The organism is Streptomyces sp. NPDC054813, assembly GCF_053611365.1.
In genome coordinates this window covers 329715-348553 of record NZ_JBSHAF010000005.1, presented here as the reverse complement: position 1 = coordinate 348553, position 18839 = coordinate 329715, and the positions used below count along the sequence as shown (strand labels likewise).

At 71.7% G+C, this 18839-nt stretch carries 12 protein-coding genes and 1 pseudogene; 6 read left to right on the top strand and 7 right to left on the bottom strand.

The window, feature by feature from the left end; genetic code table 11:
* The first annotated feature begins 110 nt into the window (after positions 1–110).
* Entirely contained in the window at positions 111–887 is a 777-nt protein-coding gene (locus tag ACWGJB_RS12475) for a DsbA family protein (protein WP_453380142.1), read from the top strand.
* A gap of 91 nt (positions 888–978) precedes the next feature.
* Complete coding sequence (gene lgt / locus ACWGJB_RS12470; protein ID WP_453380141.1) at positions 979–1965, top strand: prolipoprotein diacylglyceryl transferase; 987 nt, start codon at positions 979–981, stop codon at positions 1963–1965.
* Positions 1966–2129: 164 nt separating this feature from the next.
* Here lgt and ACWGJB_RS12465 read toward each other — a convergent pair whose 3' ends face one another.
* From ACWGJB_RS12465 to ACWGJB_RS12435, 7 genes and pseudogenes are all read right to left on the bottom strand, one after another.
* Positions 2130–2951, bottom strand: a complete 822-nt coding sequence (locus ACWGJB_RS12465; RefSeq protein WP_453380140.1) for an HpcH/HpaI aldolase/citrate lyase family protein — start codon at positions 2949–2951, stop codon at positions 2130–2132.
* The gene (locus tag ACWGJB_RS12460) at positions 2948–4150 is read right to left on the bottom strand and encodes a CaiB/BaiF CoA transferase family protein (protein WP_351695161.1); all 1203 of its coding nucleotides are present in this window, start codon (positions 4148–4150) and stop codon (positions 2948–2950) included. Before ACWGJB_RS12460 ends, ACWGJB_RS12465 begins: the two co-directional genes overlap by 4 nt.
* On the bottom strand, positions 4147–5040 hold the full coding sequence (gene rbsK, locus ACWGJB_RS12455) for a ribokinase (protein ID WP_453380139.1): 894 nt from the start codon (positions 5038–5040) through the stop codon (positions 4147–4149). The genes ACWGJB_RS12460 and rbsK overlap by 4 nt, the downstream gene beginning before the upstream one ends.
* Positions 5037–6626 (bottom strand): ADP-ribosylglycohydrolase family protein, encoded by a 1590-nt coding sequence (locus ACWGJB_RS12450; RefSeq protein WP_453380138.1) that lies wholly within the window; start codon positions 6624–6626, stop codon positions 5037–5039. The genes rbsK and ACWGJB_RS12450 overlap by 4 nt, the downstream gene beginning before the upstream one ends.
* A complete protein-coding gene (locus ACWGJB_RS12445) occupies positions 6614–7789 on the bottom strand; it encodes an ADP-ribosylglycohydrolase family protein (RefSeq protein WP_453380137.1) in 1176 nt (391 codons plus the stop codon). Before ACWGJB_RS12445 ends, ACWGJB_RS12450 begins: the two co-directional genes overlap by 13 nt.
* Positions 7790–7797: 8 nt before the next feature.
* Complete coding sequence (locus tag ACWGJB_RS12440) at positions 7798–8916, bottom strand: ADP-ribosylglycohydrolase family protein (protein WP_453380136.1); 1119 nt, start codon at positions 8914–8916, stop codon at positions 7798–7800.
* 538 nt (positions 8917–9454) lie between these two features.
* Positions 9455–10442: pseudogene (locus ACWGJB_RS12435) on the bottom strand (ADP-ribosylglycohydrolase family protein); the annotation flags it as partial.
* A gap of 296 nt (positions 10443–10738) precedes the next feature.
* Between ACWGJB_RS12435 and ACWGJB_RS12430 the strand changes: the two are divergent.
* From ACWGJB_RS12430 to ACWGJB_RS12415, 4 genes are all read left to right on the top strand, one after another.
* Positions 10739–11470, top strand: a complete 732-nt coding sequence (locus tag ACWGJB_RS12430) for a VIT1/CCC1 transporter family protein (RefSeq protein WP_453380135.1) — start codon at positions 10739–10741, stop codon at positions 11468–11470.
* A gap of 374 nt (positions 11471–11844) precedes the next feature.
* Positions 11845–16449 carry a glutamate synthase large subunit gene (gene gltB, locus ACWGJB_RS12425; protein WP_453380134.1) on the top strand — a complete coding sequence of 1535 codons (4605 nt, stop codon included), beginning with the start codon at positions 11845–11847 and terminating at the stop codon, positions 16447–16449.
* Complete coding sequence (locus ACWGJB_RS12420) at positions 16442–17902, top strand: glutamate synthase subunit beta (RefSeq protein WP_453380133.1); 1461 nt, start codon at positions 16442–16444, stop codon at positions 17900–17902. Before gltB ends, ACWGJB_RS12420 begins: the two co-directional genes overlap by 8 nt.
* 159 nt (positions 17903–18061) lie before the next feature.
* A complete protein-coding gene (locus tag ACWGJB_RS12415) occupies positions 18062–18787 on the top strand; it encodes a vWA domain-containing protein (RefSeq protein ID WP_453380132.1) in 726 nt (241 codons plus the stop codon).
* The last annotated feature ends 52 nt before the right edge of the window (positions 18788–18839 follow it).

Sequence of the window (18839 nt, the reverse complement as noted above, 5' to 3'; positions counted from 1 at the left end):
GGGGGGGGGGCGCCTGGCTCTCACGAACACACCGCTATCGCGGCCAGTCTGCGGGGGGTGCCCGGGGCGGGGGGGGGGGGGGGGCCCCCCCCCCGGTTCGTTCTGGTGGTGTGAGCGAGAAGAATCGTGACGGAAAGCGGACGGCCCGCGAGCGGATCGCAGCCGACCGCGAGAAGCAGAAGTCCGCGGACAAGCGACGGCGCACGCTGATCGTGGGCGCGAGCGTCGTCTGTGTCCTCGGCCTGGCGGCGGTGATCGGCGTCGTCGCCGCGAACGCGGGCAAGGACAAGAACAGCAAGAGCTCGGGCCCGGTCGTGGCGCCCTCGGGTGCGCAGGGCAAGGACAGCCTCGCGATCCCGGTCGGCAAGGACGATGCCAAGGCGACGCTCACCATCTGGGAGGACTTCCGCTGCCCGGCCTGCCAGGCCTTCGAGACGGCGTACCGCCCGACGCTCCACGAGCTGACCGACTCCGGCAAGCTCAGAATCGAGTACCACCTGGTCACGCTGATCGACGGCAACCTCGGCGGCAGCGGCTCCCGGAACGCGGCCAACGCGGCGGCCTGCGCCCAGGACGCGGGCAAGTTCCGCGACTACCACGACGTGCTGTACGAGAACCAGCCGAAGGAAACCGACGACACCTTCTCGAACAACGACAAGCTGATCGAGCTGGCCGGCAAGGTCCAGGGCCTGAATACGCCGACGTTCCAGAAGTGTGTCAAGGACGGCAAGCACAACGCCTGGGTCGTGAAGTCCAACGAGGCCTTCCAGGCGGCCAAGTTCGGCGGCACCCCGACCGTTCTGCTCGACGGCAAGAACATCTACCAGGACCAGACCATGACCCCGGCCAAGCTGAAGCAGCTCGTGGAGGACGCCAACAAGGGGTGAGCGGGGTAAGCATTTCTCACGCCCCTGTTATGGAGCCGTAGCCGGGCTGGTTGCCGTCGGCCCGGTCCGGCACGGTAGCGTCGACCCTGCCATGGAATATCTTGCCTACATTCCCAGCCCTTCGCGCGGAGTGATCCATCTCGGTCCCATTCCGCTGCGCGGCTACGCCTTCTGCATCATCATCGGTGTCTTCGTAGCCGTCTGGCTCGGAAACAGGCGCTGGATCGCCCGGGGCGGGCGGGCCGGCACCGTGGCCGACATCGCCGTCTGGGCCGTGCCGTTCGGCCTGGTCGGCGGGCGTCTGTACCACGTGATCACGGACTACGAGCTGTACTTCAGCGAGGGCCGTGACTGGGTCGACGCGTTCAAGGTGTGGCAGGGCGGCCTCGGTATCTGGGGCGCGATCGCTCTCGGCGCGGTGGGTGCGTGGATCGGCTGCCGGCGCCGGGGCATCCCGCTCCCTGCCTACGCCGACGCCATCGCCCCCGGCATCGCCTTCGCCCAGGCGATCGGCCGCTGGGGCAACTGGTTCAACCAGGAGCTGTACGGCCGCGAGACGCATGTGCCGTGGGCCCTGCACATCACCTCGTCCGAGGGCGGCCGGGTCCCCGGCTACTACCACCCGACCTTCCTCTACGAGTCGCTGTGGTGCATCGGCGTCGGCTTCCTGGTGATCTGGGCCGGCCGCCGATTCAAGCTGGGGCACGGGCGGGCGTTCGCGCTGTACGTCGCCGCGTACTGCGTGGGCCGCGGCTGGATCGAGTACATGCGCGTCGACGACGCCCACCACATCCTCGGCCTGCGGCTCAACGACTGGACCGCGATGATCGTGTTCCTGCTCGCGGTGCTGTACATCGTGCTCTCCGCGAAGAAGCGGCCGGGCCAGGAGGCGGTGGTCGAGCCGGGTGCCTCCGACGGGGAGACCGACGGTACGGGTGACACCGCCGAGGCTGCTGAAGCCAAGGAGGCTTCCGAGACGGAGGCTTCCGAAGGCGAGGCCGAGCACGAGGCCGAGGACGCAGCCGAGCACGAGGCCGAAGCCAAGGACGAGGCCGGGTCGGCGACCAAGAAGAGCTGACCTGCCGCGATACGACGAAGAGGGCGCCCGGGACGGAACCGGGCGCCCTCTTCGCGTGCGGGCCGACGGGTCCCGGCGAGCCCGGTACCGCCGCGGGGGTGCAGGCCGTTGCGGCGGAAGAAGTTCACCGGCCAAGGACCGAAGAAGGGATCGGGCTGTCGGTGTCAGCGGCGGTTCAGTAGGGACAGGGTTCTGCGGGCCGTCGCTACCACCGCCGCGTCGATGAAGCTGCCGTCCGGGAGGGCCTGGGCGCCCTGTTCCGTGGTGGCCGCCTTGATGATCTTCTCGGCCTGTTCCAGTTCGGCCTGCGTGGGGAGGTAGGCGCGTTCGATGATCGGGAGCTGGCGGGGGTGGATGGCGGCGCGGCCCAGGAAGCCCAGGGCGCGGCCGCGGGCGCAGGAGGCGGCGAGGCCCTTGAGGTCGCGGGTGTCGGGGTGGACCGACTGGGGCGGCGGGGCGAGGCCAGCGGCCCGGGCGGCGACCACGATCCGGGAACGGGACCAGTCGAGGCCGATGTCGTCGTACACGCCCAGGTCGGCCTGCAGGTCGGCCTCCCCGAGCGAGATGCCCCGCAGGGCGGGGTGGGCGGCGGCGATGGCGTAGGCGTGCTCGATGCCGAGGGCCGATTCGAGAAGGGCGTAGAGAGGGAGGGCGGCGGTCCGGGCCGCGATGTGGTGGATGTCGTCGGGGCCGGTCACCTTGGGGAGCCGCAGGCCGGCCAGGCCGGGGAGGCCGAGCAGGGCCTTGAGGTCCGCCGCGGCCCAGGGGGTGTCCAGGCCGTTGATCCGGACGTGCACCGGGACCGGCTGGGGGTGGGCCAGGAGGTCGGCGGTGGCGGCGCGGGCGCAGTCCTTGCGGTCGGGGGCGACGGCGTCCTCCAGGTCGACCACCACCACATCCGCGCCGGAGGCCAGCGCCTTGGCGACGACATGCGGCCGGTCACCGGGGACGTACAGCCAGGTCAGCGGGAAGGGCGCGGTGGTCATACGGCGCCCTCCTCACGCAGGGCCAGCAGCTGGGCCGGGGTCAGACCCAGCTCGGTGAGGACCTCGTCCGTGTCGGCACCGTGCGGGCGGCCGGTCCAGCGGATCGCGCCGGGGGTCGAGGAGAGCCGGAAGAGGACGTTCTGCATGCGCAGCGGCCCCAGTTCGGGGTCGGGGACGGTGGTGATCGTGTCCAGCGCCAGGTACTGCGGGTCGTCCATCACGTCCCGTACGTCCTGGATGGGGGCGACCGCCGCCTCCGCCTTCTCGAACTCGGCCAGCACCTCGGCGCGGGAGCGGGTGGCGATCCAGTCGCCGACGGCCGCGTCGAGGACGTCGGAGTGCGCGGCCCGGTCGGCGCCGGTCGCGAACCACGGCTCGTCGATCAGCTCCGGGCGCCCGACCAGCCGCAGTACCCGTTCCGCGATCGACTGGGCCGAGGTGGAGACGGCGACCCAGGTCCCGTCCGCCGTGCGGTAGGTGTTGCGCGGGGCGTTGTTGGCGGAGCGGTTGCCGGTGCGCGCCTGGACGTAGCCGAGCTGGTCGTACCAGGTGGGCTGGGGGCCGAGGACGGTGAGGATCGGTTCGATGATCGCCATGTCGACGACCTGGCCCTCGCCGGTGCGGTCCCGGGCGGCGAGTGCGGTCATCACGGCGTACGCGGTCGCCAGTGCCGCGATGGAGTCGGCGAGCCCGAACGGCGGCAGCGTGGGCGGGGCGTCCGGTTCGCCGGTGATCGCCGCGAAGCCGCTCATCGCCTCGGCGAGGGTGCCGAAGCCGGGGCGGTGGGCGTAGGGGCCGAACTGGCCGAAGGCCGTGACCCGGGTCAGGATCAGCCGGGGGTTGGCGGCGGAGAGTTCCTCCCAGCCGAGGTCCCACTTCTCCAGGGTGCCGGGCCGGAAGTTCTCCACGATCACGTCGGCGGTGGCGGCGAGCCGGAGCAGCGTGGCGCGGCCACCGGGCTTGGACAGGTCGAGGGTGATGGTCCGCTTGTTACGGCCGAGCAGCTTCCACCACAGGCCGACGCCCTGCTTGGCCGGGCCGTGCCCCCGGGAGGGGTCGGGTTTGGCGGGGTGCTCGACCTTGACGACCTCGGCGCCGAAGTCACCGAGCAGGGTGGCGGCGAGGGGGCCGGCGAAGAGGGTGGCGAGGTCGAGCACGCGCAGGCCGGCGAGGGGCTGGGGCTGTGTTGTCGTACTCATGCGGTGTACTGGGCCTCGATCTCCGGACGGTACGGCATGGACGTCGACGCCCCCTCCCGTTGCACGGCGAGCGCGGCCGCGGCCGCCGCCCAGGACAGGGCCTCCCGGATGGGCTTCTCCTCGGCCAGGGCGACCGCGAGGGCGCCGACGAAGGTGTCCCCCGCGCCCGTCGAGTCGACGGCGGTCACCCGGGGCGCCGGGATGACGAGGGGCGCTGCGTCCCGGGTGAGGTAGAGGCAGCCGGCGGCGCCGAGGGTGACCACGACCTGTGGCACCAGGCCGAGCAGGGCGGCGGCCGCGTCGCGCGGGTCGGCGCGGTCGGTGAGGTCGGCGGCCTCGCGCTCGTTGGGCACCAACAGGTCGATGTTTTCGAGGAGTTCGGAGGGCAGGGGACGGGTGGGGGACGGGGTGAGGATGGTCCGGACGCCGTGCCGGCGGGCGGCCTGCGCACCGGCGACGACCGCGGGCAGCGGGATCTCCAGCTGGAGCAGGAGGGTGTCCGCGGAGGCGATGACGCCCTCGTCGCCGGGGGCGAGATGGTCGACGGTGCCGTTCGCGCCGGGGATCACGACGATCGCGTTGCCGCCCTCGTCGTCCACGACGATGTGCGCGGTGCCGGAGGGGCCCTCGATCGTGCGCAGCGAGTCGGTGTCCACGCCGGAGTGTTCGAGGGTCTCCCGCATCCGGGCGCCGTAGCCGTCATGGCCGACCGCGCCGATCATCGAGACGGTGGCGCCGGCGCGGGCGGCGGCGATCGCCTGGTTGGCGCCCTTGCCGCCGGGGACGGTACGGAACTCCCGTCCGGTCACGGTCTCGCCGAGCTGCGGGGCCTTCTCGACGTACGCGACGAGGTCCATGTTCGTGCTGCCGAGTACGGCGATCTGGGTCATGGGCGGGTCGCCTCCAGGTGGGTGAGGTGGGCGAGGGTGTCGAAGCCGGTGCCGTCGAAGCCGGCGACGGAGGTGGCGAGTCGGTTCTTGAGCTGGGTCGTCCAGCGGTCGGGGAGGGCGTCGGGGTCGCCGGCGAGCAGCCCGGCGACCGAGCCGGCCGTCGCGCCGTTCGAGTCGGTGTCCCAGCCGCCGCTCACCGCACGGCAGACGGAGCCGGTGAAGTCGCCGTCGGCGTGGGTGAGGGCGGCGGCGATCAGCGCGGTGTTGGGGATGGCGTGCACCCAGTGGTGGGTGGGGGAGTGGGTGCGGTGGAGCTCCGCCACGACCGCCTCGAAGTCCGCGTGGGTCTCGGCCAGCCGGATCGCCTGGTCGATCGCCTGTGCCAGGCGGGACCGGGGCGGGATCACCGTGCGGCCGGAGCGCAGGCAGGCGTGGATGTCGTGGGTTCCGGTGGCGGCGGTGGCGATGGTGGCCGCCGTGAACATCGCCGCGTAGACGCCGTTGGCCGTGTGGGTGAGGGCGGCGTCGCGATGAGCCTGCTCGGCCGCGGCGGCCGGGTCGCCGGGGTTGGTCCAGCCGTGCACGTCGGCGCGGATCAGGGCGCCGATCCACTCGCGGAAGGGGTTGCGGTGGCGGGCGGTGTGCGGCGGTTCGACGCCGGTGAGGAGGTTGCGGTAGGCGACGCGCTCGGCGGTGAAGGTGCGGCCGGCGGGGAGTTCGTCGAGCCAGAGGGCGGCTACGTCGGTGGTGGTGAAGGCTCTGGTGCGGCGCTGGAGCAGGAGGAGGTTGAGGAGGGGGTAGTTGAGGTCGTCGTCCTCGGGCATGCCGTCGATGTTCTCGACGAGGGAGGTGGCTGCGGAGCGGCGGTTCCAGGGGTGGGCGGCGAGGAGCTCGGCGGGGACACCGCGGGCGGTGAAGTAGTGGTTCAGGGGCCAGTTGCCGGCTGCTTGGGCGAGTTCACGGATGGCGTGGAGGGGGAGCTTCTCGACGGGTTTGCCGAGCAGACAGCCAACGGCTCTGCCGAGCCAGGCGGCGTGGTAGGTGCGGGGGTGTGGAGGCCGGGGGGTGGGGACGCTCACCAGCGCTTGCCGGGTGCCTCCCCCAGAGGGGGTACCCCCAGCGCCCACCCTCCCCCACTCTCGGCTTCGCTCGAGCGGGGGGACCCCCATCGCCCCAGCGGCACGAGTGCCCGCGGCTGGATGAGAGACACGGCTGGGCAGCGCCCCGTCAGGGGCGCGGGGAACTGCGCGAGCGACCACATCGCACCCGCAGTCGTACGACGGTCCGCACCGCCCTCCCCGTTGCGCGGTCGGCCACTGCGGACACAGCGCCATGATCGCTGCCAGATCCGTCGGCTCGTTCAACCTGCTCGGCAGGTCCGCGAGTTCGTCGAGGAGGTCCTCCGCCAGTTGGCGGAGATAGCGGGACACCCGCTCCGGTGACGCACCGGCCCGGCTCGGCGCGGACGCGCCGCCCGCCGCCCGCCATCTCGCCTCGACGGCCGACGGCTCCCGCCCGTCCTGCCGGGCCTGGCGGATCTCATGACCCAGCAGGTCCTCCGGCTGGACCCAGGTCAGGCGGAGCAACTCGGGCCTCCGAGGCGGGCGAAGGACTCCTCGTGGGCGCGTCGGCGTTCCGTGTCGCGGGTGAAGATCTCCCTGGTCACGGCGGCCAGGGCGCGCGGCGGCTCCCAGAGGTCGAGGCGGCTCGCCTCGGCGACCCGCTTCGACCACTCCTCCGGCACGGCGGAACCCAGCGCCCCGGCGATCGCACCCGCCATCGTCGCGATCGAGTCGCAGTCCCGGCCGTAGTTGACGGAGCCGAGGACGGCGTGCCGGTAGTCGCCGCCTGACACCAGCAACATGCCGAGTGCGACGGGGAGTTCCTCGATCGCGTGCAGGCGGGAGGGGCGGCGGGCGCCGAGCGAGGGGGCGCGGTAGTCGGGGCCGACCGTGTCGTAGGGGGTGACCGCCTCCCGGAGGGGGGTGAGAGCCGACTCGAAGTCGGTGTGGTGTGCGGCCGCTTCACACACCGCTTCGATCGCCGTGCGCGTGCCGTCCTTCGCCAGGGACAGGCACGCGGTGACGACGGAGTCCGCTGTCGCGCCCGGCGCGGCGGCCGCCGCCACCGCCGCGGCGAAGACGCCCGCCGCCTCCCTGCCGTACGACGACTGGTGGGCGCCGGCGATGTCCAGGGCCTCGGCGTACGCGGCCCACGGGTTCGCCGCGTTGACCAGGCCGACCGGGGCCATGTACATCGCCGCACCGCAGTTGACGATGTTGCCGGTGCCGGCCTCGCGGGGGTCGACATGGCCGTAATGCAGGCGGGTCGCCAGCCACTTCTCGGCGAGGAAGACCCGCTGGAGGGGGATGGTCTCGGTCTCCAGCTCCGGGATCCAGCGGGGGTTGGTCATCAGGTCGGGGACCAGGTGGTCGGCGATCGCGTACGCGTCGAGGTGGTCGCGGACGCGGTCGTACACCCGTACCAGCGCATGGGTCATCAAGGTGTCGTCGGTGACGTGCCCGTCGCCCTTGTGGTACGGGGCGATGGGGCGGGCGGTGCGCCAGGCGTCGCCGTTCCAGGGGCCGACGATACCGTGCACGCGGCCGCCGTGGCGTTCCAGGATCTGGTCGGGGGAGTAGCCCTCGACCGGGCCGCCGAGGGCGTCACCGACGGCGGCTCCGACGAGCGCTCCGGTGATCCGCTCGTCGAGCGAAGCTCCGGCGCTTTCTTCTCCTTTGGGCGTCATGAACCGAATCATCCACCTGGATGGGCCGGTTGTGTGGCTTCCAGGAGTTCGGCGAGTTCCACGAGGTCGGTGCCGGTGAGGCGGGGGAGGGCGCAGCCGGAGAGGGTGCGGCAGGCGTCCCGCCAGGGCGGCGGGATCGAGTCGGCGCCGCCGAGGGCGCCGGTGAGCGCGCCGGCCAGGGCGGGGGCCGAGTCGGCGACCCGGGAGAGGCAGGCGGCGGCGGGGACGGCCTCGGCGATCCGCCCGCGTGCGGCGGTGGCGAGGGCGAGCGCGACCGGGACGGTTTCGGCGGCGGCGATGCCGTAGCTGTAGACGTGGTCGACGATTTGGTGTTCGAGGAGGGGGACGAGGGCGAAGGCGGTGTCGGCCGTGGCCGTGAGGGTCAGGGCGTGGCGGGCGTTGCGGCCGATCTCGGTGGCCTCGGGGAGTTCGGCGAGCGCGGCGGCCACGCAGGTCTCCACCTCGGCGCCGACGAGGGCGAGGGCGAGGGCCGCGGCCATGGCGCGGGCGCCGTGCACTCCGTCGCCGTCCTGGGTGTAGTGGGCGTCGAACTCGGCGAGGTCGGCGGCGCGTTGGGGGTCGCCGGGGTGGGCGACGGCGAGTGCGCAGGCGCGGACGCAGGCGGCGTCGTCGAAGTAGTGCGGGTTGTCGTGGCCGGTGGCGGGCGGGCGCAGGCCGGTGGCGAGGTTGCCGAGGCCGGCGCGGACGGAGATACGGGCGCGCAGGGGGAGGACGGCCGACTCGATCTCGGGGGCGCGTTCCGCGGCGGCGGCGACCTCGGAGGCCACGGCGGTCCAGGTGAGGTCGATGGCGGCGCGGGTACGGAGCTCACGGCTGAGGTCGGCGAGGGCGGTGTCGTCGCCGGCGCGCAGGACGGCTTCCGCGGCGAAGGCCGCCCATTCGGCGTCGTCGGAGGGGCCGAGGCGGAGGGGCTCGGGGGGCTGGTTGAGGGCGATGGGGACGGGGAGGGTGGTGGTCGCGTTCTGTTCGGCGAAGGTGTCGAGTTCCCGGGTGAGACGGCGGGTCCACTCCGGCATGCGGGCGGCGCGGTGCCGGGCGGCGGGCCAGCCTGCGGCGTCGCCTGCGGCGAGGCCGAGCAGGAGCCCCTCGATACGACGCCGCTTCACCGCAGCCCCTCGCGGCAGCCGCCCCCCAGGGGGCTCCGCCCCCGACCCCCCCAATCCCTCGCCCACCCACCACCCGACTCGGTTCCTTGAGAGGTCGGCGTCGAGGGGCGTGGCCCGGTAGGTGCGAAGTCCGCCGTCGAAGGCCGCCGCTCGGTCGACAGGGAGGCCGGGGTCGAGGGCCGCTCGGTCGGCAGGGATGGCGGCGTCGAGGGCCGTGGCTCGGTTGACAGGGAGGCCGGGGTTGAGGGCCGTGGCTCGGTCGGCAGAGATGGCGGTGTCGAGGGCCGTGGCTCGGTCGGCAGGTAGGCCGGGGGCGTGGGCCGCTCGGTTGCCGGGGCGGTGGGTGTCGAGGGCCGTGGCTCGGCCGGTAGGGAGGTCGGGGTCGAGGGGCGCTCGGTCGGTTGAGAGGTGGGGGTCGAGGGGTGGGGCTCGGTTGGTGCAGGCGTTGATGTCGAGGGGTGGGGCTCGGTGTGGGGCGGAGGGGGTGGGTCGGTTGGTGGGGAGGAGGTCGGGGCCGGCGTTCTCGGGGGCGCTCCTGTCAGGAGTGCCGCCACCTCCAGTACGTGTTGGCCCGCCATCGACGGCAGGCAGCTTCCCCTCGCCGGGCCGATTGCCGCGGCCCAGTCCGGCGGGATCGCCTTCTCTCCTTGCGTCGCCCCCGCCAGCGCCCCCGCCACCGCTGCCGTCGTGTCCGCGTCGCGGCCCATGTTGACGGCCGTCAGTACCGCATCCCGGAAGTCGCCGTCCGCCGCCGCGTACGCGCCGAAGGCCAGGGCCACCGCCTCCGGGGCCAGGTCGGTCCACGGGTAGCCGCCGATGACGACCGCGGAGCGGACCGCCCGTTCGCCCCGGTGGGCCACCGAGACGGCTCGGCGCAGGGAGCGGGCCGTCCAGGAGTCGTCCGGGATCACCGCCAGCGCGGCCGCGACCACCGCCGTCGGCGGGGCTCCCGCCATCGCGGCCGCCACGCCCGCCGCCACCGCCTGGCCGCCGTAGATGCCCTCGCCCTCGTGGCTGACCGAACCGTCGATCGCGACGAGCCGGGCCGCCTCGACGGGCCGGCCCGCCGCGAAGACGCCGAAGGGGGCCGCCCGCATGGCCAGGCCGTCGCTCCAGGCGTGCCGGTGCTGGGCGGAGATGGGGGCGGCGAGGCCCCGGCGGAGGTTCTCCAGGGTGCCGCGCTCGCTGAAGCCGGCGCCCTTGAACGGGCCCTCGGCGCGGTCGGCGATCCACTCGTGCCAGGCCGCCTCGACGTGGGCCGGGGTGAGCGCCGAGCCGTGGCGGGCGAGGAGCAGGCCGGAGAAGATCGCGTACTCGGTGTCGTCCGTGCCGGCCGGGGTGTCGGTGACGTACCCCGTGATGCGGCCCCAGCGGGCGCGGATCTCGGAGGGCTTCATGTTCTCCGCCGGCGCCCCGAGCGCGTCGCCCACCGCCAGGCCCAGCAGCGCGCCCCGCGCCCGGTCGTGCAGAGGGGAGGCGCGCTCGTCGGGGGCGGGGGCCGGCGGGGTGCAGACGATCGATGACATGGGCGGGCCTCTCCGGGAGGGGCTTCGCGCCGGGGCGCGGAACCGTTTGCGGATGTGTCCCACCAACGGCGGTTGACCGCAGCCTGCCAGGCCTCCACGTCACCCGGTCGACATTTGTGCAGCCCATCGCACAAGTGAGCGGAGAGAGGTAAAACCGCAGGTTAGCCGAGCCTTTCCTTGCTGGCGGCGGGGAATGGCGGAGCGTAGTGTCGATGTTGTCAAAAGGTGGATTCAGTCCAGACTTAGCTTTGCCTCAGCTTAGGTGGGGCATCTTCGAGACCTGTTGGGGGACCCGCATGGCTGTCATCGAGACCCAGGCGACGCTGCACGAGGCGCACCGCGACAACCACACCCACCGGGACGTGAACGGAGGGTGGCTGCGGCCCGCGGTCTTCGGTGCCATGGACGGGCTCGTCTCCAACCTCGCCCTGATCACCGGTGTCGCCGCCGGGGCCGTCAGCCATCAGACCATCGTCATCACCGGGCTCGCGGGACTGGCCGCCGGCGCCTTCTCCATGGCCGCCGGCGAGTACACCTCCGTCGCCTCGCAGCGCGAGCTCGTCGAGGCCGAGCTGGACGTGGAGCGCAGGGAGCTGCGCAGGCATCCGCAGGACGAGGAGGCCGAGCTGGCCGCGCTGTACGAGGCGAGAGGGGTCGAGGCGTCACTCGCCCGGGAGGTCGCCCGGCAGCTGTCCGCCGATCCCGAGCAGGCGCTGGAGATACATGCCCGCGAGGAGCTGGGCATCGACCCCGGCGACCTGCCCTCGCCGCTGGTCGCCGCCGTGTCGTCCTTCGGCTCGTTCGCGCTGGGTGCGCTGCTGCCCGTACTGCCGTATCTGCTCGGCGCCACCACGCTCTGGCCCGCCGTGCTGCTGGCGCTCGTCGGGCTGTTCGGCTGTGGTGCCGTGGTGGCCAGGGTGACCGCGCGGACCTGGTGGTTCAGCGGTCTGCGGCAGCTCGCGCTGGGTGGCGCCGCGGCCGGTGTGACGTACGCCCTGGGCAGCCTGTTCGGAACCGCCGTAGGATAGCTGGACCGCTACTTATGCGTTGGGCCGCATAAGTAGCCGTTACTCGCTGGTTTCGAACGCTTAACCACTGGGCATGAGCCGTAAGCACCGCAGGCAAGGACGCCTGACGTGCACCTGTGGGGTGTCGGCGACGCTCACCCCCGCCCCCGCGGACCGATGGACACGGATCTGTCCGGATCGGTCCCCCACCACCTTCACCGCATGAGCGGTACCCCGCCGTAAACCCCTACGGCGTCCGCATGTTGGAACGGTGTATCCAGTTCCCGAGAACCGCTCCATCATGTAACCTGCGTGAAATTTCGCAACAAAAACGCAGAGGGCCAGCGTCGTCCCTCGGCACCTGCTATATGCCACTGACGACGACGGGAGAGCCGATGCGTACGCCGCGCCAGCCGTCCCAGCACTCCACGAATGGCCTGAACTGGTCGTTCATGGATGCTCGCCCTGCTGCGCAGGGTATGTACGACCCCCGCAACGAGCATGACGCCTGTGGCGTCGGCTTTGTGGCCACCCTCACCGGCGAGGCGAGCCACGCGCTGGTCGAGCAGGCGCTCACGGTTCTGCGCAACCTGGAGCACCGCGGCGCGACCGGCTCCGAGCCCGACTCCGGTGACGGCGCCGGCCTGCTCTCCCAGGTACCCGACGCGTTCTTCCGTGAGGTGGCCGGATTCGAACTTCCGCCGGCCGGTTCGTACGCCGTCGGTATCGCCTTCCTTCCGGAGGACGGCATCCAGGACGCCGTCTCGCGGATCGAGACGATCGCCGGCGAGGAGGGCCTCACCGTCCTCGGCTGGCGCGAGGTTCCGGTCGCCCCGGAGCTGCTCGGCGCCACCGCCCGCTCCACCATGCCGGTCTTCCGGCAGGTTTTCGTCACCGACGGCGCCAGCGAGGGCATCGCGCTGGACCGCAGGGCGTTCGTGCTGCGCAAGCGCGCCGAGCGCGAGGTGGGCGTCTACTTCCCCTCGCTGTCCGCCCGGACCATCGTCTACAAGGGCATGCTGACCACCGGCCAGCTGGAGCCCTTCTTCCCGGACCTGTCCGACCGCCGCTTCGCATCCGCGATCGCGCTCGTGCACTCCCGGTTCTCCACCAACACCTTCCCGTCGTGGCCGCTCGCGCACCCCTACCGCTTCGTCGCCCACAACGGTGAGATCAACACCGTCAAGGGCAACCGCAACTGGATGGTCGCCCGCGAGTCCCAGCTGGTCTCCAACCTGTTCGGCCCGCAGGACAAGCTGGACCGCGTCTTCCCGATCTGCACGCCCGACGCCTCCGACTCGGCCTCCTTCGACGAGGTGCTGGAACTCCTGCACCTGGGCGGGCGCTCGCTGCCGCACTCGGTGCTGATGATGATCCCGGAGGCGTGGGAGAACCACGACTCCATGGACCCGGCCCGGCGCGCCTTCTACGGCTTCCACTCCACGATGATGGAGCCCTGGGACGGCCCGGCCTGTGTCACCTTCACCGACGGCTCCCAGGTCGGCGCCGTTCTCGACCGCAACGGTCTGCGCCCGGGCCGTTACTGGGTCACCGACGACGGCCTGGTCGTGCTGGGCTCCGAGGTCGGCGTCCTCGACATCGACCCCGCCAAGGTCGTCCGCAAGGGCCGGCTGCAGCCCGGCCGGATGTTCCTCGTCGACACCGTCGAGCACCGCATCATCGAGGACGACGAGATCAAGGCGAGCCTCGCCGCCGCGGAGCCCTACGCCGAGTGGCTGGAGGCCGGCGAGATCGAGCTGAGCGACCTGCCCGAGCGCGAGCACATCGTGCACACGCACGCCTCGGTCACCCGCCGCCAGCAGACCTTCGGCTACACCGAGGAGGAGCTGCGCGTCATCCTGGCGCCGATGGCCAAGGCCGGTGCCGAGCCGATCGGCTCCATGGGCACCGACTCGCCGATCGCGGCCCTGAGCGAGCGCCCGCGGCTGCTCTTCGACTACTTCACCCAGCTGTTCGCGCAGGTCACCAACCCGCCGCTGGACGCGATCCGGGAAGAGCTGGTGACGAGCCTGCGCTCGTCCCTCGGCCCCGCGGGCAACCTGCTCGACCCGAACGCCGCCTCCTGCCGCTCGGTCGTGCTGCCCTTCCCTGTGATCGACAACGACGAGCTGGCCAAGCTCATCCACATCAACGCCGACGGCGACATGCCCGGCTTCAAGGCCGCGACCCTGTCCGGCCTGTACCGGGTCTCCGGCGGCGGCGACACCCTCGCCGCGCGGATCGAGGAGATCTGCGCCGAGGCCGACGCGGCCATCGAGAACGGCGCCCGGCTGATCGTCCTGTCGGACCGGCACTCGGACGCCGAGCACGCGCCGATCCCCTCGCTGCTGCTCACCGCGGCCGTCCACCACCACCTCATCCGCACCAAGCAGCGCACCCAGGTGGGCCTGCTGGTCGAGGCCGGTGACGTCCGCGAGGTCCACCACGTCGCCCTGCTGATCGGCTTCGGCGCCGCCGCCGTCAACCCGTACCTGGCCATGGAGTCCGTCGAGGACCTGACCCGCGCGGGCACCTTCCTGCCGGGCATGGAGTCCGAGCAGGCCATCCGCAACCTGATCTACGCCCTCGGCAAGGGCGTCCTCAAGGTCATGTCCAAGATGGGCATCTCCACGGTCGCCTCCTACCGGGGCGCCCAGGTCTTCGAGGCCGTCGGTCTCGACACCGCGTTCGTCGAGAAGTACTTCAACGGCACCGCCACCAAGATCGGCGGCGTCGGCATCGACGTCATCGCCAAGGAGGTCGCCGCCCGCCACGCCAAGGCGTACCCGGCCTCCGGCATCGCGCCGGCCCACCGCGCCCTGGACATAGGCGGCGAGTACCAGTGGCGCCGCGAGGGCGAGCCGCACCTGTTCGACCCGGAGACGGTCTTCCGCCTCCAGCACTCGACGCGTGCCAACCGCTACGACATCTTCAAGAAGTACACGGGCCGGGTGAACGAGCAGTCCGAGCGGCTCATGACGCTCCGCGGGCTCTTCGGCTTCAAGTCCGGTGCCGAAGGCCGCGCGCCGATCTCCGTCGACGAGGTCGAGCCGGTCTCCGAGATCGTCAAGCGCTTCTCCACCGGCGCCATGTCGTACGGCTCCATCTCGCGCGAGGCCCACGAGACCCTCGCCATCGCCATGAACCAGCTGGGCGGCAAGTCCAACACCGGTGAGGGCGGCGAGGACCCGGACCGGCTGTACGACCCGGCGCGGCGCAGCGCCATCAAGCAGGTGGCGTCCGGCCGTTTCGGCGTGACCTCCGAGTACCTGGTCAACGCCGACGACATCCAGATCAAGATGGCCCAGGGCGCCAAGCCCGGCGAGGGCGGCCAGCTGCCCGGCCACAAGGTCTACCCGTGGGTCGCCAAGACCCGGCACTCCACCCCGGGCGTCGGCCTGATCTCGCCGCCGCCGCACCACGACATCTACTCCATCGAGGACCTGGCCCAGCTGATCCACGACCTCAAGAACGCGAACCCGCAGGCGCGGATTCACGTCAAGCTGGTCTCGGAGGTCGGCGTCGGCACGGTCGCGGCCGGTGTGTCGAAGGCGCACGCGGACGTCGTGCTCATCTCCGGCCACGACGGCGGCACGGGTGCCTCCCCGCTGACCTCGCTGAAGCACGCGGGCGGCCCCTGGGAGCTCGGCCTCGCCGAGACGCAGCAGACCCTGCTGCTCAACGGCCTGCGGGACCGGATCGTGGTCCAGACCGACGGCCAGCTGAAGACCGGCCGTGACGTGGTCATCGCCGCGCTGCTCGGCGCCGAGGAGTTCGGTTTCGCGACCGCGCCGCTCGTCGTCTCCGGCTGCATCATGATGCGCGTCTGCCACCTGGACACCTGCCCGGTCGGCGTCGCCACCCAGAACCCGGTACTGCGCGACCGCTTCTCCGGCAAGGCCGAGTACATCGTGAACTTCTTCCGGTTCATCGCCGAGGAGGTCCGCGAGATCCTCGCCGAGCTGGGCTTCCGCTCCATCGAGGAGGCCGTCGGCCACGCGGAGGCGCTCGACGTCACCCGCGCCGTGAACCACTGGAAGGCGCAGGGCCTGGACCTGGCCCCGCTCTTCCACGTGCCCGAGCTGCCCGAGGGCGCGGCCCTGCACCAGACCGTCCGGCAGGACCACGGCCTGGAGAAGGCCCTGGACAACGAGCTGATCAAGCTCGCCTCGGACGCTCTGGCCGCCTCCAGCGCCACCGACGCCCAGCCGGTGCGCGCCCAGATCAAGGTGCGCAACATCAACCGCACGGTCGGCACCATGCTCGGCCACGAGGTGACGAAGAAGTTCGGCGGCGCGGGTCTGCCCGAAGACACCATCGACATCACCTTCACCGGCTCGGCCGGCCAGTCCTTCGGCGCCTTCCTGCCGCGCGGTGTCACGCTCCGCCTGGAGGGCGACGCCAACGACTACGTCGGCAAGGGCCTCTCCGGCGGCCGGGTCATCGTGCGCCCCGACCGGAACGCCGACCACCTCGCCGAGTTCTCCACCATCGCGGGCAACACCATCGCGTACGGCGCGACCGGCGGCGAGCTGTTCCTGCGCGGTCGCAGCGGCGAGCGGTTCTGTGTCCGCAACTCCGGTGCGCTGGTGGTCTCGGAGGGCGTGGGCGACCACGGCTGCGAGTACATGACCGGCGGTCACGCGGTGGTCCTGGGCGAGACGGGCCGCAACTTCGCGGCCGGAATGTCCGGCGGCATCGCGTACGTCATCGACCTGAACCGCGACAACGTCAACGTCGGCAACGTGGACGCCGTCGAGGCCCTGGACGACACGGACAAGCAGTGGCTGCACGACGTGGTGCGCCGGCACGCCGAGGAGACCGGCTCCACGGTCGCCGAGAAGCTGCTCGCCGACTGGGACACGGCCGTGCGGCGGTTCAGCAAGATCATCCCCAGCACGTACAAGGCAGTGCTCGCCGCCAAGGACGCCGCCGAGCGAGCGGGTCTCTCCGAGACCGAGATCACCGAGAAGATGATGGAGGCGGCGATCAATGGCTGACCCGAAGGGCTTCCTGACCCACGGCCGTGAGGTCGCCCGGACCCGTCCCGTCACCGAGCGCGTCCAGGACTGGAACGAGGTCTACGTCCCCGGCTCGCTGCTGCCGATCATCAGCAAGCAGGCCGGCCGGTGCATGGACTGCGGCATCCCGTTCTGCCACAACGGCTGTCCGCTGGGGAACCTGATCCCCGAGTGGAACGACTTCGCCTACCGCGAGGACTGGACGGCCGCCTCGGAGCGCCTGCACGCGACCAACAACTTCCCGGAGTTCACCGGTCGCCTCTGCCCGGCCCCGTGCGAGTCGGCGTGCGTGCTCGGCATCAACCAGCCGGCCGTCACCATCAAGAACGTCGAGGTCTCGATCATCGACAAGGCGTGGGACGCGGGCACCGTCGCTCCGCAGGCCCCGGAGCGCCTGTCCGGCAAGACCGTCGCCGTGATCGGCTCGGGCCCGGCCGGCCTGGCCGCCGCCCAGCAGCTCACCCGGGCCGGCCACACGGTCGCCGTCTACGAGCGCGCCGACCGTGTCGGTGGCCTGCTCCGCTACGGCATCCCCGAGTTCAAGATGGAGAAGCGGCACATCAACCGCCGTATCGAGCAGATGCGCGCGGAGGGCACCCGCTTCCGTACCGGTATCGAGATCGGCCGCGACCTCAAGGCGACCGACCTGAAGAAGCGGTACGACGCGATCGTGATCGCCGCCGGCGCCACGACCGCCCGTGACCTCCCGGTCCCCGGACGGGAGCTGAAGGGCGTCCACCAGGCGATGGAGTACCTGCCGCTGTCGAACAAGGTCCAGGAGGGCGACTACGTCACCTCCCCGATCTCGGCCGAGGGCAAGCACGTCGTCGTCATCGGCGGCGGCGACACCGGCGCGGACTGCGTGGGCACCGCCCACCGCCAGGGCGCGGCCTCGGTCACCCAGCTGGAGATCATGCCCAGGCCGGGCGAGGACCGGGCGCCGCACCAGCCGTGGCCGACCTTCCCGATGCTCTACAAGGTCACCTCGGCGCACGAGGAGGGCGGTGAGCGGGTCTACTCCGTCTCCACCACCCACTTCGAGGGCGACGAGGACGGCAACGTCCAGTGGCTGCACCTCACCGAGGTGGAGTTCATCGACGGCAAGCTGACCCCCAAGCCGGACACCGAGCGCCGGATCCCGGCCCAGCTGGTCACCCTCGCGATGGGCTTCACCGGCACCGACCGGGACAACGGCCTGGTCGAGCAGTTCGGTCTCGACCTCGACGAGCGCGGCAACGTAGCCCGCGACGCCGACTTCCAGACCAACGTGCCGGGCGTCTTCGTCGCCGGTGACGCCGGCCGTGGCCAGTCCCTGATCGTCTGGGCGATCGCGGAGGGCCGCTCGGCCGCCAAGGGCGTCGACCGCTTCCTGACCGGAGCGAGCGAACTCCCGGCCCCGATCCGCCCGACGGACCGCTCGCTGATGGTCTGACCCACCCCGAAGAACGTCCCGTACAAAGGCGTACGGAACACCATGCGGCGCCTGCCCGCCAGTCCCCGACCGGACGACTGGGCAGGTGCCGCAGCATTTCTCCGATCAAGTACTCTCGGCCTCCTGACCGTGAACCGGGGGGAATCAGGGGGAACAGGGATGGCCGCGATCAGTCTCAGCAAGATGGAGCAGGCCGCGCCCGCGCTCGTCGGTTCCTACCGCTCCGCCGGGATCTCCCTCACCAAGCACGGACTCGACGGACTCCGGGCCGCCGTCTACCTGGTCGTCGACTACTCCGGTTCCATGAAGCCGTACTACGCCGACGGCAGTGTGCAGGCCCTCGCCGACCGGGTGCTGGGCCTCTCCGCGCACCTGGACGACGACGGCCGGGTCCCCGTCGTCTTCTTCTCCACCGACATCGACGCGGTCACCGACATCGAACTCGCCGAGCACGAGGGCCGTATCGAGAAGATCGCGGCCGGGCTCGGACACATGGGAAAGACCAGCTACCACCTGGCCATGGACGCCGTCATCGACCACTACCTCGACAGCGGTGCCACCGCGCCCGCCCTGGTCGTCTTCCAGACCGACGGCGGCCCGATCAACAAGCTCGCCGCCGAACGCTATCTGTGCAAGGCGGCCAGGCTGCCGCTGTTCTGGCAGTTCGTCGGCTTCGGCGACCCGCACAGCAAACAGTTCGACTTCCTGCGCAAGCTCGACGAACTGGCGGTGCCGGGCAGGCGGGCGGTGGACAACGCGGGCTTCTTCCACGCCGGTTCGGACCCGATGAAGATGCCGGACGGACGGCTGTACGACCGTCTCGTCGGCGAGTTCCCGCAGTGGCTGGCGGCGGCGCGGGCGGCGGGCATCGTACGGGCCGACTGAGCCGACCGACTTTACGTCGCACCGTTGGCTGTCGGGGTCCTGTCGTGCCACC

What these genes read in the sequence shown, in the direction of transcription:
- ACWGJB_RS12420 (WP_453380133.1), top strand. Translation starts at nt 16,442, where the DNA reads ATGGCTGACCCGAAGGGCTTCCTGACCCACGGCCGTGAGGTCGCCCGG.
- ACWGJB_RS12430 (WP_453380135.1), top strand. Translation starts at nt 10,739, where the DNA reads ATGGCTGTCATCGAGACCCAGGCGACGCTGCACGAGGCGCACCGCGAC.
- ACWGJB_RS12415 (WP_453380132.1), top strand. Translation starts at nt 18,062, where the DNA reads ATGGCCGCGATCAGTCTCAGCAAGATGGAGCAGGCCGCGCCCGCGCTC.
- ACWGJB_RS12465 (WP_453380140.1), bottom strand. Translation starts at nt 2,951, where the DNA reads ATGACCACCGCGCCCTTCCCGCTGACCTGGCTGTACGTCCCCGGTGAC.
- rbsK (WP_453380139.1), bottom strand. Translation starts at nt 5,040, where the DNA reads ATGACCCAGATCGCCGTACTCGGCAGCACGAACATGGACCTCGTCGCG.
- lgt (WP_453380141.1), top strand. Translation starts at nt 979, where the DNA reads ATGGAATATCTTGCCTACATTCCCAGCCCTTCGCGCGGAGTGATCCAT.
- ACWGJB_RS12445 (WP_453380137.1), bottom strand. Translation starts at nt 7,789, where the DNA reads ATGACGCCCAAAGGAGAAGAAAGCGCCGGAGCTTCGCTCGACGAGCGG.
- gltB (WP_453380134.1), top strand. Translation starts at nt 11,845, where the DNA reads ATGCGTACGCCGCGCCAGCCGTCCCAGCACTCCACGAATGGCCTGAAC.
- ACWGJB_RS12460 (WP_351695161.1), bottom strand. Translation starts at nt 4,150, where the DNA reads ATGAGTACGACAACACAGCCCCAGCCCCTCGCCGGCCTGCGCGTGCTC.